Origin of the sequence: Pseudomonas sp. MWU12-2029, from assembly GCF_023242425.1 — a bacterium.
Lineage (GTDB): Bacteria > Pseudomonadota > Gammaproteobacteria > Pseudomonadales > Pseudomonadaceae > Aquipseudomonas > Aquipseudomonas kribbensis.
Map to the genome: position 1 here is coordinate 228,279 of NZ_JALJDY010000010.1, position 18,732 is coordinate 247,010.

At 60.9% G+C, this 18,732-nt stretch carries 7 protein-coding genes; 5 read left to right on the forward strand and 2 right to left on the reverse strand.

What is annotated here, in order from left to right; genetic code table 11:
* Positions 1-2: 2 nt before the first annotated feature.
* Genes M5B44_RS23800 through M5B44_RS23820 form a run of 5 tightly spaced genes read left to right on the forward strand, consistent with a single transcriptional unit; the run spans position 3 to position 5,883 of the window.
* Positions 3-947: a DUF58 domain-containing protein gene (locus M5B44_RS23800; RefSeq protein WP_248740690.1), complete on the forward strand. Its 945-nt coding sequence runs from the start codon at positions 3-5 to the stop codon at positions 945-947.
* Positions 944-1,441, forward strand: a complete 498-nt coding sequence (locus M5B44_RS23805; RefSeq protein WP_085734027.1) for a DUF4381 domain-containing protein — start codon at positions 944-946, stop codon at positions 1,439-1,441. The genes M5B44_RS23800 and M5B44_RS23805 overlap by 4 nt, the downstream gene beginning before the upstream one ends.
* On the forward strand, positions 1,434-2,513 hold the full coding sequence (locus M5B44_RS23810) for a vWA domain-containing protein (protein WP_248740691.1): 1,080 nt from the start codon (positions 1,434-1,436) through the stop codon (positions 2,511-2,513). The genes M5B44_RS23805 and M5B44_RS23810 overlap by 8 nt, the downstream gene beginning before the upstream one ends.
* A complete protein-coding gene (locus tag M5B44_RS23815) occupies positions 2,510-4,246 on the forward strand; it encodes a tetratricopeptide repeat protein (RefSeq protein WP_248740692.1) in 1,737 nt (578 codons plus the stop codon). The genes M5B44_RS23810 and M5B44_RS23815 overlap by 4 nt, the downstream gene beginning before the upstream one ends.
* Entirely contained in the window at positions 4,243-5,883 is a 1,641-nt protein-coding gene (locus tag M5B44_RS23820) for a BatD family protein (RefSeq protein WP_248740693.1), read from the forward strand. Before M5B44_RS23815 ends, M5B44_RS23820 begins: the two co-directional genes overlap by 4 nt.
* Before the next feature lie 428 nt (positions 5,884-6,311).
* Here the strand turns inward: M5B44_RS23820 and M5B44_RS23825 are convergent, their stop codons facing one another.
* Positions 6,312-6,548 carry a hypothetical protein gene (locus M5B44_RS23825; RefSeq protein ID WP_248740694.1) on the reverse strand — a complete coding sequence of 79 codons (237 nt, stop codon included), beginning with the start codon at positions 6,546-6,548 and terminating at the stop codon, positions 6,312-6,314.
* Positions 6,549-6,564: 16 nt separating this feature from the next.
* Positions 6,565-18,321 (reverse strand): glycohydrolase toxin TNT-related protein, encoded by an 11,757-nt coding sequence (locus M5B44_RS23830; protein WP_248740695.1) that lies wholly within the window; start codon positions 18,319-18,321, stop codon positions 6,565-6,567.
* Positions 18,322-18,732 lie beyond the last annotated feature (411 nt).

Here is an 18,732-nt window from a genome sequence, read left to right on the forward strand (position 1 = left end):
CCATGAACGCCTCACTGCCGTCCGAACCCGGTATCCGCATCTCCCTCGCCGAATTGATCGAGATGCGCCACCGCGTGCGCGAAGTGCAGCTGTTTTCCACGCCGAGCCAGCGCAGCCCGCTGATCGGCCTGCATCACTCGAAATTCCGGGGCCGTGGCGTCGACTTCGATCAGGTGCGGGTCTATCAGGCCGGCGACGACGTGCGCACCATCGACTGGCGCGTCACCGCACGAACTCAGGAGCCGCACACCAAGCTCTTCCATGAAGAACGCGAGCGACCGATTTTCATCATGGTCGAGCAAAGCACGCGGCTGTTCTTCGGTTCCGGGCTGATGTTCAAATCGGTGCTCGCGGCGCAAGCGGCGGCGCTGATCGGCTGGGCTGCGCTTGGCCACAACGACCGGGTCGGCGGACTGGTGTTCGGTGACAACGAGCATTACGAAATCAAACCGCGCCGCAGCAAGCAAAGCCTGCTGCAACTGCTCAACCGCTTGGTGAAGGTCAATCAATCACTGCACAGCGAGCGGGAGCCGGATCGCGATGCGTTTGGTGTCGCGTTGCGCCGGGCCCGTGAAGTGTTGCGCCCGGGCAGTCTGGTGATCGTGATCTGCGACGAGCGCGCCTTGAGCGACAGCGCCGAGCAGCAACTGAGCCTGCTGTCGCGCCATTGCGATCTGCTGATGCTGCCACTGTCCGATCCGCTGGACCACGCCCTGCCCGCCGCCGGGCTGCTGCGATTCGCCGAGCGTGGCGCACAACTGGAACTCGACACACTGAATTTCGATCTGCGCCAGACCTATCGCGCCCAGGCCGAAGCGCGCATCGCCCGCTGGGAATTGCTCGCGCAGAAACTGCGGGTGTTGCTGATGCCTCTCAGCACCCAGAGCGAAATGGTCGAGCAGATGCGCGAGTTCCTCAACCCGCAGCGCCCGGGGAACGGTCGATGAACGGCCTCGAACAACTGCAACCGCTGATTTCCCCGCCACCGATTGCCTTCTGGCCTCCGGCGCCGGGCTGGTGGTTGCTGCTTTTGCTGCTGCCGCTGATCGGCTACGCGTTGTGGCGTCTGCGCCGTTTCATTCCGATCAAGAAGAAACCCGTCGTGCGCGCCGAAATCCCGCTTGATCCAGTGCGCATTGCCGCACTCGCCGAGCTGGCGCAAATGGTCAAACCCTACGACGGCGCGCCGGCTGGCGCCTGGCTGCAGCAGCTCAACGGCCTGCTCAAACGCCTGTGCCGCAACCATTACCCCTACAGCCAGAGCCATACGCTCAACGGGCGCAAGTGGCTGGCGTTCCTCGACAACCGTTGCCCTGCCGCCGGCCTGACCCGCTGGATGGTGCTCGTCGAGGGCGCTTACAAACCCGAATGCAAACTCGACGACAAGGCCATCGCCGGCCTGACGCAAGCCGTCGATACGTGGATCCGCAAGCATGTTTGAGTTCGCCTGGCCGTGGATCTTTGTGCTGTTGCCACTGCCGTGGCTGATGCGCCTTGCGCTGCCAGTGGCCGACAGTGGCGAGCCGGCGTTGAAAGTGAGCTTTCTCGGTGATCTGGAAGGCCTCGCCCGCCGCCGCGCCCGAGCCAACCTGCCGGCATGGCGGCAACAGGCGCCGTTCATGCTGCTGTGGCTCTTGCTGTTGATCGCTGCCGCCCGTCCCCAATGGCTGGGTGAGCCGCTGCCGATTGCCGCCAGCGGTCGCGATCTGCTGGTGGCGGTGGACGTGTCCGGTTCGATGGACTTCCCCGACATGCAATGGAACGACGAAGACGTCAGTCGCCTGTCGCTGGTCCAGCATTTGCTCGGTGACTTCCTGGAAAGCCGCGACGGCGACCGGGTCGGTTTGATCCTGTTCGGCAGCCAGGCTTATCTGCAAGCGCCGCTGACGTTTGACCGGCGCACCGTGCGCGTATGGCTCGACGAAGCGCGGATCGGCATTGCCGGCAAGAACACCGCGATTGGCGACGCCATCGGTCTGGCCCTGAAACGCCTGCGCATGCGCCCGGCGCAGAGCCGCGTGCTGATTCTGGTGACTGACGGCGCCAACAACGGCGGAGAGATCGAGCCGCTGACCGCCGCAAAACTGGCGGCCAACGAAGGCGTGAAAATCTATCCGATCGGCATCGGTGCCGATCCCGAAGAGAGCGGCGCCACCGCACTGCTCGGCGGTAACCCGACCCTCGACCTCGACGAGCCGGCACTCAAGGCCATCGCCGACGCTACTGGTGGCCGTTATTTCCGTGCCCGCGACGGCAAGGAACTGCAAGCGATCAAGGACACCCTCGACCAACTGGAGCCGGTGGCCCAGCAACCGACCCAGGCGCGCCCGGCTCAGGCCTTGTATCAATGGCCACTGGCATTGGCGTTGCTGTTGAGCATGTTGCTGGTCGCCCGTGAATTGTGGCCGGACAACCCGCTGCAACGCCTGTTCACGAAGGAGCTGTATCTGCAAAGCCCCCTGCCTGACTGGCGCGAGCGCCTCAAGCGTTTGCGTCTGCGGAGGCGCCGATGATCGCGCTCTGGCCGCACTGGTTCCGTCCTTGGTGGTTGCTGCTGTTGCCGCTGCTCGGCTGGCTGATCTGGCAGCTCTGGCACCGGCAGAAGCGCGCCGGACGCTGGCAGATGATTCTGCCGCCGGCGTTCCATGCCGCATTGCTCAGTGGCGGCAGCGGTCGCGACAGCAAACTGCCGTGGGTTGCATTGGGTGTTGCGTGGTTCCTGACGATCCTGGCGCTGCTCGGGCCGAGCTGGGAGCGGGTCGAACAAACCAGCCAGAAGCCGGCGGATCCGCTGGTGGTGGTGCTGGAGCTGACCCCGGAAATGCTCGCCACCGACTCGCCGCCGACGCGTCTGGAACAGGCCCGGCGCAAACTGTTCGATCTGCTCAAAGCACGCAGCGATGCGCAGACCGCCATCGTCGTTTACGCGGGCAGCGCCCACACGCTGGTGCCGCTGTCGGATGATCTGGCGACCAGTCGCAATCTGCTCGATGCCCTCAAGCCGTCGCTGATGCCGGAGAGCGGCCATCGCGCCGATCTTGCCGTGAGCAAGGCGCTGACCTTGCTGGAACAAGGGGCGCTGGGTCAGGGCCGTATTCTGCTGATCGGCTCTTCGCTTTCGGAAGAAGAACGCCAAGGCATTCGCCGCGCACTGAGCGGGCAATCGGCGCAGCTGCTGATGCTCGGCATCGGCACCGCCGAGGGCGCGCCGATTGCTCAGGAGGACGGCAGTTTCCTCAAGGATGCCCAGGGTGCGATCCGCGTGCCGCAACTCGACAGCCCCGGCCTCGGTGCCTTCCTCAATTCCGTAGGTGGCGAGTATCACAGCGCGCGGCTGGATGAATCGGACTTGCGCAGCCTCGGTCTGCTCGATGGCCCGCGCAGCCTGCGCAATGACGGTCAGACCCTGCGCCTCGATACCTGGGCCGATCAGGGTTACTGGCTGCTGTTGCCGCTGTTGCTGCTTGCAGCGTGTGCCGGGCGCCGTGGCTGGTTGTTCTGTCTGCCGCTGCTCTTCTGCCTGCCGCAACCGAGCTACGCTTTCAGTTTCGAAGACCTTTGGCTGCGCCCCGACCAACAGGGTTTGCATCTGCTGAAGCAGAAGCGTCCGGCCGAGGCCGCGCAACACTTCGAAGACCACCAGTGGCAAGGACTGGCGTTGTACGAGGCCGGCGATTACAGTGGCGCCGCCGAGCGTTTCGCCGAGGGCAGTGATGCCCGCGCCCACTACAATCGTGGCAACGCACTGGCGAAAAGCGGTGAGCTGGAAGCGGCGATCGACGCCTATGAACAGGCCTTGGAGCTGCAACCGGACTTGCGCCCGGCGCTGACCAACAAGGCACTGGTGGAGAACCTGCTCAAGCAGAAAAACACCCCGCCGCCCGCCGAGCCCGAGAAGCAACCGACGCAGCAGAACGTGCCGGGCGACGAACCACCGCCCGCCACCGCGCCGCCACCGGCGATCAAGAATGACGCACAAAGCGAGGCCCAGCCTGCGGAGTCGGCCAACGAACCGCCGCCGACCACGCCCCCACAGCCGGGCCCCAACGAACTGCCGGACAGCGCGCCGGACCCGGAACAGAATACGGCCCCGACGCTGAGTCCCGGCGAGGACAACCTCGAAGGCGAGCAACGTCAGGCACTGGAACAATGGCTGGGCAAGATCCCGGACGATCCGGGCGAACTGCTGCGACGCAAATTCTGGTACGAACAGCAACAACATCAGGATCAGGAAAACACTCGATGACCCGTTTCACCGCACTCTTGCTACCCCTGCTGATCTGCACGGCCACCGCTCAGGCGGCCGAGCTGACGGCCAGTGTGGATCGCAGTCGCCTGAACTCCGGCGAGACGGTGGAACTCACCCTCGAATCCAACGATGTCACGCAGTTCGGCAAACCGGACCTGACCCCGCTGGAACCGCTGTTCGAAGTGCGCGGCACGCGTCAGGTCAACCAGCTGAACACGCTCAACAACGAGAACCGCGCCACCACCCGCTGGATCATCACCCTGCTGCCGAAACAGAATGGCAGCGTTGAAATTCCGTCATTGAAACTGGGTGAAACACAAAGCCAGCCGATCACCGTACAGGTGGTGGAAAGCGACGTAACCGAAGAAAAGAACGTGCTCGACCCGGTGTTCATCGAGTCCAGCCTCGACCAGAGCAACGTCTATGTGCAGGCTCAGGCCGTCCTGACCCTGCGCATCTACCATTCGGTGTCGCTGTACGACGACAGCAGCGTCACCCCGTTGCAGATCACCGATGCACGGGTTGAACAGCTGGGCGATACACGCACCTACGAAAAAGACATCAACGGCGTGCGACATGGCGTGATCGAAATGCGCTATGCGATCTTCCCGCAGCACAGCGGTTTGCTGACCATCACCCCGCAAACCTTCAGCGCCACACGGGTGGACACCCAGCCTGCCAAGGACACCAACGCACAGGGTCCGAAACCGGGCAAGGTGTTGCGAGTGACCTCTACGGAAATCCCGCTGACGGTCAAACCTAAACCCATCACTTATCCGGCCGATGCGCCGTGGCTGCCGGCCCGTAGCCTGAGCCTGAGCGAAAGCTGGAACCCGGAACCTGATCACTCTCAGGTCGGCGACTCCCTGACCCGCAGCCTGACCCTCAAGGTCGAAGGCCTGGCCAGTTCGCAGCTGCCCGCCCTGCCGGCCACCGAGGCCAACGGCCTGCGTCGCTACCCGGACCAACCGGTGCTCAACAACCAGAGCAGCGAGCGTGGTTTGATCGGCAGCCGTGAAGAGCGCGAAGCCCTGGTGCCGAGCCGCAGCGGTTCGATCGAACTGCCGACCGTGGACGTGGTGTGGTGGAACACCTTCGAAGATCACCTGGAACACACCAGCCTGCCGGCCCGCACCCTGCAAGTGGTGAACAACCCGAGCCTGCAGGTCGACACCCCGGCTGGCAGCGCGCAATCCTTCAACACCGCCGACAGCGAAGCGCTGTGGTGGTGGAAACTCAGCACGCTGATCCTCGCCTGCACCACCCTCCTCGGCTTCGGCCTCTGGTGGCGCGCCCGCTGGCAACCGGCAATCCTGCGCGCCGCACAAACCGGCCCGAGCCCGCGCACGCTGCTCGACGACATCAAACGCGCCAGCCAGGCCAACGACCCGCAAGCCACCCGCCAGGCGCTCGACGCGTGGGCCCGTCAGCAGCCGGAGACTCTGGCGGATATGGCAGCGCGTTTTGTGCCGTTGTCGGATGCACTCGATGGTTTGAACGGCGCGCTCTACAGCGAGACCGGGCAGCATTGGCAGGGTGAGGATCTGTGGCGGGCGATTCGCACGATTCCGACGGCGGAACGGGTGCAGGATCCGGTTGGGGATAGTGGGTTGCCGCCGCTTTATCCGAAGTAAGCGAAAGAACACCAGCAAACGACATCAAACGATGCCGCACGTCGCGCTCGAATTTGTTTCTGGCACGATCCGCAGACCACTCGACGTGGTCTGCCCTCCTTCTTTATTTGCTTGTAAGCAGATGCTCGAGATTCAACACCGACACTCGCCCTGCCTGGTTGTTTTCCTGCTTTGCTCGCTCGATGGCCGACGCAATCAGAGCGAAGCACTTTCCCGCTTCCACACCTGAGCTTGTCATCGACCTGATCGCGTCCAGCGCCGCATACCTGACGGTTTCACTTTCGTGAAAAATGACATCCAGCAATACAGCCAGGACGCGTTCATCAGTAACATTAAAAAGGGGACAGATTTATTAATCAAATAAATCTGTCCCCTTTTACTTTTTTTTCTTTTGTCTCTTGTCAGTCCCTTTGTGAATTTCCTGGTGGTTATTTATTGAAAAGCTCATACACCCATTTTGCCAATATTTCCGGCGATGTTGATTCTTTCCTCATGCATTCTTGCCCGCGATCTTTCGCAACAATAGCCAACCCCCCTTTTTCGGAAACCTCAATATACGGACCTCCAAATTCATCTACTTCAGTATCTAAAGGAAAACTCTCATAGGGGTTTCCTTGCTCCCGCGCATATTTGAAAAAACAATCGGTTAGCTGCTCAAAGTCCATCGCTAATACCCTCAAGTTACTTTATCTGTTTGATGTAACCTTGCGTCACCAACTCGTCAATGCTCATTGGCAATTGATACTGCGTCCCCATACCAGGTTTTCCAAACCAAGGGGATGCAGGTCCAGCGTTTACACCAGGGATGGGCTTCAAGACTTCATACTGCCTATAAGGAGAATTCAGGCTTGAGTCAGGCAAGGCGCGATTTTCAAACGGTACGTCAATCGGAGCCGCAAACTTACCCTGATCATTGAAGTTACCTTTATCATCATAACGACCACCAAATCTGTCAAACGTACGACCCGGCTGGAACTCGGTAATCGTCGGCTCCCTATGGAACCCCCCGTCAAAACCATTATTTTCTTTTGTTGGCCAATCAGGGCTTCCGTCAGGTTTCACCCAACGCGGATCAACACCCATCTTTTCAGCAGTCGCGACCTGCGCTGTCGTCGGGTTGACCACTGGCCCCCGCTCCCAGCCTTTTGGTCCTCCACCGCCCCCTTTTGAGCCACCAGTTCCTTCTCCCCCCTTCGTCCCGCCCTTCCCACCTCCAGGCGTTTTGATCGTCGGCGCTATGGCAGACACGCTCTGCGCTAGACCTTCAACAGCCGCCATCGCCAATTCATGACTGATACCGAGCGTCTGGACCAGCGTGTCGGCAATAGCTGCAACCGTATGCCCGGCGGTAATGCCCGCCAGCATGTTCTGGAAGCCATAGTTCTCGGTGATCAGCAGATCAAAGAGGTGAGCGGCTTCAGGTGATGCAGAAGCGGCCAGGTCTTTGAGTTTCTGGGCTTTGCTCTCCGCGTCGGCAACCAGACTGGAGAAGGGACCGCATCGATCCGGATTGGATGCACACTGTGCGACCGCCTCAATATCCTGTTTCTGGCTCAGCTCATGGTATTCGCCATAAGCCTTGTTTGCGCAGGTCGAGTCGTTTCCGCAGTTGATCATCTCCTTCGCAGCGCGCTCAAGATCCGAGTGCGACAGGTAGTTGTACTGCGTAGCCGTGGCCGCAATGTTCGCAGCGATATTGGGGTCGGTCCCGGCAAGCACAGCAGAAAGCACGGCCATCAACTGCGACATCGCCAACAGGTTGGCTTTGGACTGACCGGCCCCCGGCATATTCGGATCGTAATCGGCAGGCAGTATCAAATCCGCCAGGTATTGAACCATGGCCTCGTTCGCGCCACCCGCCAAGGCTCCGGTCTTGAAGTCTCCGCCCATGGCCATGGATTTCAGACCACCCACAAGCGCGTGCGCTGCAATCTTGGTCGGGCTTCCATCCACCAGATTCAAATTGCCGATTTTGTTGGCCGCCAGAGCACCGCCGATGTCGATAACAGCACCCAACATATTGTTGATGAAGTTATCGCCCAGGCTGCCGCCCTGCAGAGCTGTCTGGGCAAGCGTGTCGGCACTGGTCTTGAGAACCACCTGCCCTGCGCTGTTCCAGTCGAACCCGAGTTCGGTCGGGTTGTAACCAAGACCTGTACCGATCCCGCCCAGCATCCCGGAAAGCACATAGCTCTGGATGTTGTCGCTGCTGAAGACGTCTTTGAGCACCGAGCCCAAATCACCTTTGTTGCTGATCGCACTATTGGCGGCGGTGGTCTCGACGGCTATCAGAACCGCGTTGGCAACACCTGCGGTAAAGGTTCCGGCAGTGGCACCAATCAAACCTGCGCCCGCGCCCCCGGTGACCGCTGCGAGCACAATGGCCAGAACCAGTTGCGCAGCTACACCCAGCCCGGAGTTCGAGTACTTGAAGCTCTTGTGAATTTCCTCGACACGGCGCCAGTCAACGTCGCCCCGCAGTTCCGCCTCTTTGAGCCAGGCCAGTTTTGGATCAGCCGCGACCATGGTGTCGATGGTCTGACTGACACTTTGCTGGTCGATCTTTTTGATATCGATCTTCAAACCGTCAACAGCTTTGATGACGAGTTTGCCGTTGGCTGTCAGCTCGCTTTGGCGCAGGGTTTCATCCGTATTGCCCTTGCCTTTTGCCGAGTTCCATCCCGCGTTGCTGTTGCTCTTGGTATGGCTCTCATCGTGTAGATCCTTGACCCCTTCAAATGTGATGGAGCCACCACTGTCGAGCGTGATGTCGTGACCACTATCCAGTTTCGCCACTTGATAGCGCTGATCACCGGTACTTTTCAGGGTCAGGTCGCCACCCGAGGTGATCTCACTGCCCACGTGCGTGATGTTGGTGACTTCATCACGCTTGGTTTTGAGGCTGCCGAAACTGCCCTTTTTCTTCTTGTCGTAAAGCGAGTAATCCGAGTCCTGTTTGGCCAGGACCTCCAAATTGTTCCCCGCCACCAGATACGCCTCATCGCCCGCCGTCACACGACTGGACACCACACTGAGGTCTTTACCCGCATCCAGCCTGACGTCGCCGCCAGCCGAAATACCGGACATGACCTGGCTGACATGATCTTCCTGAACGGTCAGCTTCTTGCTCTTCGACAGTGAGTGGGTTTCGTCCGCCGCCGAAGTGATCAGCAAGTCTCCCGTGGCCTTGATCGATGCATCGCGCTTGGCATCGATCTGGCTCGCAACAACGGCGATATCACGTTTGGCATCGGCCTTGAAGTCGCGCCCGGCGTCGATCTCGGCACCCAGTTGGGTGACGTCGCTGCTGTTGTGGCGGTCGTCCTGGAAAACGCTGTTGTTGACCTGGACGGATGAAACGTTGATGTCGCGCCCGGCATTCAGGACCATGTCCTGGCCACTCTTCATCACGCCGCCGGCGATGTTGATGTCTTTGGCCGCTTTGACGGTCAGGTCATTGGCCGCTTCGATCCTTGCCGCGTTGTCGGCGTAGTCATGATGCTGGGTGCCAAACCGGGTGCTGTTGTCGGAGGAGGTGATCGTGCGTTCATTGATCACGTCCCCGGTGCGAGTGGTCAGGTTCACATCGCGGCCGGTGATGATGCCGCCGGACTTGTTGACGATATTGTTGGTCGCCAGTAGGTCCAGACGGTTACCCGCCTCGATCAGGCCACTGTTGACGATGTCCTTGCTGGCTGTCGCCGACAGGTTGTTCGTCGCCTTCAACGTCCCGACGTTGTCCAGGTTGCCGCCGGCAATCAGCGTCACATCGTTACCTGCAATCAGCGCGCCGGTCGGGCCGAGGCGGCCGTTGGCCTGGGCCAGGTACAGCACCGGCACCAGCACTTTTTCGCCGTTCACTTCGTGCTCTTCGAGCCAGACGATGTCGTGGGTCAGCGCCGCCACCTGTTCGGCCGTGAGGCCCACGCCCACCGACAGATTGAGCGCATCCTTGCTGGCAACGGCGTTGTCCATCAGGTAGCGGAACATGTCCTCGTTGTTGCTGCGACCGTCGATAAAGGCCTGGCCGGTGCGCGCGGTCACGGCTTGCTGGACCAGACGCTGCTCGAACAGGCCGTCACCGAGGCGCTTGGCGCTCTGATCGGGGTCGTAACCCAGCTTGCCGAGCAAATAGTCCGAACTCATGAAGGACTTGAGGTTGGTCAGCGCCGGGTTGGTTTCGATCAGGTATTTGTGGCCGTTGACCGGGGCCTTGGTGTCCGGCAGGCCGGTTACGCGAGTGACCGGTCGAGTGTCGACCGACTCCCGAGCATCATTGCCCCGACCGCTACGGCCCGGACCCGCTGGCGTTACCGGGAGATTCACGTCGAGCGTGCTGGCAACCGCCTTGACCATCGTCGGGTCACGTCTGAAGGTGTCGACGGCGCGGGTGCTGTCAGAGACCGGCGCGGGCGTGTCGACCAACAAGCTGCGCGGGCCACCGCTGCTGCCTGCGACCAGATGCTGCTCGGCGTTGACCGACTCGCCGGCCACGGTCCAGGTCGGTGATGGTCCGGTGGCGACGACCGGGGCAAGATCACTGGCCCCCTCGGTGCTCATACGGAACAGGCCTTTGTCGCCGGTTGGCAGGGAGAAACCCGGCAGGGTCAGCGGGTTGACTTGCTGTTGCGCCAGATCAGGCGGCAACTGGCTGTTGACCCGGATGACGGTTGTGCCGGTCGCGCCCACGTTGGTGTTGCCGACCTTGTTGGCACCGCCGGTGGAGCCGTAATCCTGATGGATGACGCTGTTTTTCAGATCCTGGGTGGCGGTGATCGATACGTTGCCGCCAGCCTGGATGACGGCGTTGCGACCGGAGTTTACGCTGCTGCCATCGCGCGCGACTTCCTTGTCGTCCCTCAGCTCAAAACCCTGCAATCGGGTCGGCATTTGCACCAGGTTATTGGCGTCGTACTGAGATTGAAGGCTGGTGTTACCCCACGCGTATCCGGACAGGGTAAGGTCGCTGACCCCCTTGTTCGTCACGGAATCCTTGATCGTGATGACACGGATCATGCCACCATCATGGCCTTTCTCACGTTCGGTGCCGGAGGCCACGACACCCTGAGCGAATTGGCCAGTGCCGTCGATGTAGTAGACGTTGGGAAAATCAGGGTTGTTGCGCTGGTTGTACGCCACCACCTCAGGCATGAACGTGTTGAACGAGCCCGAGTCGATTGCACCGGTGCGATAGATACGCGTCCGTTCGACGCTGCCACTGACCGCGCCGACGTTCCTCATATTGGTGGCGTTGATGGTGATGTTGCCCGACGCACTGAGGGTACTTTTGCTGTTGAGGAATTCACCGCCGTTGAAAACGAAATCGCCACCGGCCCTCAACAACGAGGACGCCGTGGTGTCGTTGTCCTGACCGCCCTCGAACACTTCACGGGCAATCAGGTTGACGTCGTAGGTGCCACCCGAGCAATCGCCACACTGCACGGCGATGAAGCCGGACACCAGCTTGCGATTCAGAGCGAAGTTTTGCGTGCCGTCATCGCCGGAAGTACGGTTGGCGAAGTTGGCAGCGTCGATCTTGAAAGTCTTTCCACTTTCCATCGAGCCCGACAGGTTCGCGACCTGGCTGGCCTGCGCAGTGCCATAGCCCTTGATGGTCACGTTGCCCAGACCGTAGAAGTCGCCGTTCTGGTTCGTCAGATTGCCAACACTCAGCGTCATGTCGTTGCCGCTGAAAATCAGCCCGCGATCATTGAGCAAACTGCCGGTATTGATGTTCAGGTTCTGCGCCGCGCCCAAGGTGCCGTAGTTGGCGACACTGCCGGCGTTGACCGTCAGATCTTCACTGGACGTGATGCGGCCCGAGTTGACGAGCGCTCCACCGGTACTGATCGTCGACGATCCGCCACTGGCGATGCTGCCGGCGCCACCGATATTGACTTGCGCGGCGCTCAGGTTCAGCCCGCGCAGGCTCGACATCCGGCCATTGCCGCCATAGGTGCCGCTCAGTTGCATGTCGATGACGCCATCGCTGGCGAGAAGACCGTCGTTGCTCCAGTTGCCTCCGCGTATCTGCAGAAGATCGGAGGCCAGCAGTTTGCCGCTGGCACTCTGGCTGAATTGCCGGACATTCACGTTCAGGCGTCCGGCCTGGATCACGCTGGAGTTGTTCCAGGTGTCAGCCGTCAGATCGAGCAGCCCGCCCGTGGTGATGCTGCCACCCGCACCGAGCACATTGGCCGTGGAGATATCGAACCGGCCACGTCCGACATGGTTGAGCTGGCCCCCCTCGTTGAGGAAGCTACCGACGGCCAGCGTCATATCGGTGTTGGCGGTTTCCAGCACACCATTGCGGTTGTCGAGCAGACCGCCAATCTGGAATTCGGTCTTGCCGTCAGTCCCCAGCGAGCGCAGGCGACCATTCTGGTTATTGACGCTGGCGGCTTTGACGGTCAATTGGCTGTTGCTTTCAATGACACCCGCGCCGTTGCTCAATGCACCGCTCAAACCGAAGTCGATGCGTTGACCGGCGATCTGCCCGGCGCCGTTGTCCAGGCTCGAGCCCGTTACGCCGACCAGTCCCTTGGCATAGATCACGCCATTGCGGTTATCGAATGCGGCGGTAGTAATGTTCGCGTCGGTGCCTTGCGCAGAGAGACGCCCGCCGTTGTTGTCGAGGCCGGCCAGTGCCGACAGCTTCAGGCCCTGCGCCTGGATGACGCCACCCTGGCGGTTGTTGTTCAGGTCGAAACCGTTGCGCAGTACGCCGACGGTTCGCGCCTCGAGCGCGCCCTTGATGCTGGACAGAATGCCGCCACGGTTGTCGATGTTGGCCGCGCTGACAACCACACTGCCCTCTTGGGCGATGACTTTGCCGCTCTGGTTATCGAGGTCGCCCGCGATATCGAGGGTCAAGCCGGTCTGGCTCTGGATCGCCCCTTTACCATTGGCGAGGCTGGCGGCCTTGAGCTGCAAATCGGCGTTCTGGCTGTAGATCAGGCCGTCGCCATCGTTACGCACCGCTGCACTGGCGGTGATCTGCAATTGATCCTTCGCCGCAATGGTGCCGGCGCCGCCGTTGTCGAGGGAGCCGGTCAGCAGTTGCAGTGTGCCCTGGCTGGCGAGCTGACCGTTGCGGTTGCTTAAGTCCGTGACGCCTTTGATCACCACCGGGCCTGTGCCGGCCAGTTTGCCGGCGTTGTTGTTCAACTGCCCCGCCAGGTTCAGGGTGATCGCATCGTTGGCAGCGAACTTGCCGCCGCTGTTGTCCAGGCTCGAAGCGCTGGCGTTGATCGCCCCGAGTGCGTTGATGGAGCCATCGGCGTTGGTCAGCGCAGCGCTGGTGATGTCCAGTGCGGCGCCGCTGTTGATCAAGCCGCCCTGATGGTTGTCGAGTGCGCCATTGAGCGTAAGGGTCTGCCCCGCCACGCTGCTGAGGATGCCCTTGTTGCTGTTGTCCAGACTGCCGGCCTTGACGTCCAGATTGCCTTGCGCGACCAGTGCGCCGGCGTTGCTGTTGAGCAGCGCGTCCTTGAGCTCGACGGTCACATCACCGTTGCGGCTGGACAGCGTGCCGTTGTCGCGGTTGTCCAGGCTGTCACCGTTAACGCTCAGTGCCTGCCAACCCGACATCAGGCCATTCCGGTTGGTCAGCGTGGTGCCGCTGATCTTCAGTTTTTCGCCGCTGATCAACTTGCCGGCACTGTTGTTCAAGACCCGCCCGATGACATCAAAACCCAGGTTGCTGGAGATTTCGCCATCCTGGTTGTTCAGGTCGCGCAGGCGTTTGAGGGTCAGCGGTCCCTTGGCGGTCAGCAAGCCGTTGCGGTTGTCGAGATCGCCGTTGGTCAGATCCACGGTTACGGCTTTGTCGCCCAGCAGACGCCCGCCGTTCTGGGTCAGCGAGGTCAGGGTCAGATCGATGTCACCGCTGGCGGAGACTTCGCCACCGTTGCTGGAGTCCAGGGATTTCGCCGTCAGCGACAGGCTGCCCTGACTGTTGATCAAACCTTTGTCGCGGTTGTTCAGCGCCATGGCATCGAGCGTAACGGCACTGACGCCCTGCAATATGCCGCCCTGGTTGTTCAGGTCGGCAGTGCGGACGCGCAGCGCCTGCGCCGCACTCGTCAGGCCATCGCTGTCATTGCGCAACAAGCCGTCTACGGTGAGGTCGAGGTCGCCACGGCTGATCAGGCTACCGCCGCTGTTGTTCAGGCTGGCACTGTGTGCGTCGATGGTGGCGGCGCCGATCAGGCCTTTGACGTTGTCCAGTGCCTGGGCGATGCGCAGGGTCAGACCCTGAGTGCTCAGAACTTTGCCGTTGCTGTTGTCGAGGTTCTGCGCGGTGAGGGTGAAGGCTTCGCCGCTGGAGATTTGCCCGCCCTGGTTGTTCACGTCATTGAGTTGCTTGAGCAGCAGACTGCCCGGGCTTTTGATAAGGCCGTTCTGGTTGTTCAACTGTCCGTTGTTCATGTCCAGGATCAGACTGGAATTGCTGAACAGCTTGCCGCCCTGCTGATCGAGCCCGGTGACCGATGCCTTCAACGCACCCTCACTGGCGATCTGGCCGCCATCACGGTTGATGACCTGGCCGGCAACAAGATTGAGCGTATCGGCACTGCTGAGTCGACCGGTGCTGTTATCAAATGCCCCCGTGGTGACGGTGACGGCCTTGCTGGCACTCAGGGTGCCGGCCTGGCGGTTGTCGAGGCTGCTGCTGGAGAGGATCAGAGCCCCATCGGTAACGATCGCACCGCCCTGATTATCAACCTTGCCGCTGCTGTCGAGCGTCAGGTCCGAGGCACTGGACAGGCTGCCCCTGACGTTGGTCAGTTGCGAGGTTTTGACGGTCAACAGGTTTTCGCTGCTGACGTTGCCCTGGCTGTTGTCGAATGCACCGGTCAACGTCAGGCCCATGGCCTGTTGGCTCACCAGCTCCCCGCCACTGTTGTCCAGCGAACCGCCCTGTACACCGAAGGTTGTGCCGGCACTGATCAGACCCTTGTTGCGGTTGATCAACTGTTCGACGGTCAACGTCAACGCCTGGCCGGTGAAGATTTTGCCCGCGTCGCTGTTATCAAGTTTTTTGCCGGTGACCTGCAGATCGCTGTTGGTGCTGATTTCACCGCCACGGTTATCCAGGTCAGCGACATTCAAGGTCAGGGCCTTCGTCGAGCCCACCAGACCGTTCAGGCGGTTGTCGAGCGCTTCGGCATCGATTTTGAGCACGCCCGTAGCGATCAACTGGCCGTGCTGGTTGTCGAGTTTTTTCGCCTGCACCGTCGCATCGGATTTGCCGACAATGTTGCCGGCACGGTTATCCAGAGTCTGATCCGTGGCGAGCGTCAGTTGGCCGTCGCTGCTGATCAAGCCCTCGCGGTTGTCCAGGCTGTCGCTGTGGCTATCCAGCGATGCCGCGGAAATGACACCTTTGGTGTTGTTCAGCGCTTGTGCGATACGCACGACCAGACCCTGCTGGCTCAGCAGTTTGCCGTTGCTGTTATCGAGGTCATGGGCAGCGAACGTGAAGGCTTGCTGGCTGGAGATCTCACCACCCTGGTTGTTCACGCCATTGAGTTGCTTGAGCAGCAGTTCGCCGGGGGCGTTGATCAAACCGTTCTGGTTGTTCAACTGACCATTGTTCAGGTCGAGACTCAGACTGGTTTTGCTGAACAGCTCACCACCCTGCTGATCGAGCCCTCGCACCGACGCATTCAGGGCGAGCTGACTGGCGATGCGGCCTTTCTGGTTGTTGACCTGCGCCGCAGTGAAGTCCAGCGATGCGCCGCTGATGATGCGGCCACCCTGGCTGTTGTCTACATCGCCAGTGACGATTCGGCTGGTATCCTTGCCGGAGATCAGGCCTTTCTGACTGTTATCGAAGCTGGCGCTGTCGAGTGACAGGGTGCTGTCGGTGCTGATGGCACCGTTGCGGTTGATGAGCGCGCCATTGCTGGTCAACGCCAGCGCACCGGCGCTGCTCAGGCTGCCGGTGCTGTTATCGATCCGCCCGGCATTGATGGTCAGTTTGCCTTCGCTGCTGATCAGGCCTTGCGTGTTGATCAGTGCATCATCGAGTGTAATCGACAGCCCTTTGAGGCTGTCGAAGGTGCCGCCGCTGTTATCGAGCGATCGGCCACTCAGGGTCGTTGCACCCTTTGCAGCGATCAGGCCTTTGTTCTGGTTGATCAGCCTGGCGACGACCAGCCCCAGGTCGGTATCGGTCAGAATCTTGCCGCCATCGCTGTTGTCCAGTCGCTGGCCCTTGATGTTCAACAGCTGGCTGCTGGAGATCTCGCCCGCCCGGTTGTCGATGTCGTCCACCGTAACGGTCAACGCTTTCTTGCTGCCGACCAGACCGCCATTGCGGTTGTCGAGTGTGCTGCCGGTCAGGCTCAGATTGCCCTGCGCGACCAATGCCCCACCCAGCTGTTGCAGGAGGCCGATCGTGGCGAACAAATCGCCTTGGCTGGAAATCCGTCCTGCGGCGTTCTGCACTTCGCCGGCCTTGATGCTGACCGCACCCACCGCACTGACCAGACCCTTGGTGTTGTCCAGCCGCGTACCTTCGTAGGCAACGCCGGCCTTGCCGATGATCAGCCCGTTGTCACGGTTGTCCAGGCGGTCGACCGTCAGCGTCGATGCCCCATCGGCCTGGATCAGCCCGCCACGGTTGTCCGCCGTATCGCTGCGCAACTGCAGCGTACCCTTGCCGGAAACCTTGCCATCACGGTTATCGAGATGCCCTGCCCGCACATCGATAGCGCCTTTGGCGGTGATTTCACCCTTGTTGCGGTTGTCGAGCAGACCGCCGACACGCACCACAAGTCGCCCGTCACTGACCACTACCCCGGCGTCGCGGTTATCGAGACTGCCGGCCTTGAGGTCGAGTGCCAGCGCAGAACCGAGCACACCGTCGCGATTGTCCAATGCGGCGCTCAGATCGATGTTCAGCCCAAGATCGCCCAGGACCTGACCGCCGACGTTATTCAACGCCGTACCGTTGAGTCGCGTGACCCCGGTACTGGAAACCTCGCCACCGCTGTTGTTCAACTGACCGATGGTGGCGGTCACGCTCCCTTTGCCGTTGATCAAGCCGCGGGTATTGAGCGCCTGATTGGCGGTGACGTTCAGTGCACCACTGCTCAGGACTTGACCGTCATTCTGGTTGTCCAGTGTCCCGGCAACCACATTGAGGTTTTGAGCCGCACTCAGGGTGCCACCCTGGTTGCTCAGGACCTGCGTGGCATTCACCGCAAGATTGCGACTGGCCACGATGCTCTTGCCGTTGTTGACGACAGTTTGCGCACTCAGGCTCACATCACCGTTGGCATTGCGACCGCCATCGGCATTCACCCCGGCTTCGATGACGCCACCGTTGGTGATTTGCCCACCGGCGCTGAGGTTGATGCTGTCCCGGGCCGCGAGGGTTTGCTGGTTGTTCAGATTGCCTTGGGTTTGCACGTTCAGTGCCGTACCGGCGTAGACCGGTCCACGCGCATCGAGGCTGGCGGCTTTGAGGTTGACTGCGCCGGTGGCCGAGGTATCGACCATGCTCAATTGACCGTTGGCATCGAGCTGGATGTCGCCGCCGCTGGCAATCAGCTTGCCGTCGAGTTTCACCCCGACCCCGGCCTCTGTGCCGACCAGTTTGATCGCCCCGGCGTACATGCCGCCCAGTGCCGAGGAGTCGATAGCCAGCTGTGGCTTGGCGCTGCCGTCATCGGCGCGGGCCGTGGCATTGAGGTTGTCGGCGTTGACGTCATTACGACCGGCGATTATTGCCAGGTTTTTCGCCTGAATCTCGGCGTTGATCTTCGCGCTGCGGGTGATGATTTCGAAGCGGTCGACGTTGGTTGCGTTGAGCCCGGCGCCTTCGATGGCGACCGTGCCCTGATCGACCTGGAAACGATCCAGTCGGCCGCTGCCATCCAGCACCGGTTTACCGGTGGTCAAGGTCACGCGCGGCGTATTGATGAAACCGCAACCGTTGCAACTGATGCCGTACGGGTTGGCAACGATGACTCGCGCCGACTGCCCTGCCACTTCGGTGTAACCGCGCAGCTGGCTCGGGCTGCCGCCGATGACTTCGTTGAGAATCGCCTGGGCCGACCCGCTGTTCTTCAGGTGCGGGTTATCAATGATGTAGCCGCCCAGTTGAGTGGACGAAGCCTGACTGGAACCGTTGTTGAGGATGACGCCCTGGGCGCTGACGTTGTACTCATGAAACTGGTTGTGCGACAGGCCGCTGCCGTTAGGCGTGGCGATGTTGATGATTTGTACGCCGTTACCGGCGCGGTCGAGGGTGGTGCCGGGGTTGGCCACCACGATGCCGTCGGCCTGGGCCCACATCGGTTGCCAGAACATGACGTTGGCCAGCAGAAACGCCAGCCCGCGCTTGGGCATGCCCCAAAAAGTATCGCGTTTTTTTACGGCCGCAGATGGCAGGCGAGCGAGAAAGGCGTACTGGCGAACGTCCATGTCGAAGGTCTCAATGCAACAAACGGAAATGGGCAGGCAGACCGCAGGCGCAGCGCTTCCCGACAGGCATTCACACGACGCCGGTCGACCGAGAAGTGAGTAAGAGGAAAAGTTGCCGGGGCAACCTGGATGTAGCGGGATCGGTCACGGAGCAGGCCGCGACACATCTGCCAGCTCCCTCATAGCAGCACACTGATGTCACAATAGTGGCGCGATATTAGATGGCCACTATTTTGGCGTCAATTAATGTGTGAGTCCGTGCAAGGTTGCCGACGAACGGTAGTAATACAGTCATACTTTTCGGGAGATGGCTTCTAAATTCCCGATCGGCCCACCTGTCCCAATAATCTGTAAACTCCCCCTCTTTCGCCGCTTTCATATCCACGCGGCCATTACCTTTTTTTATTGCGG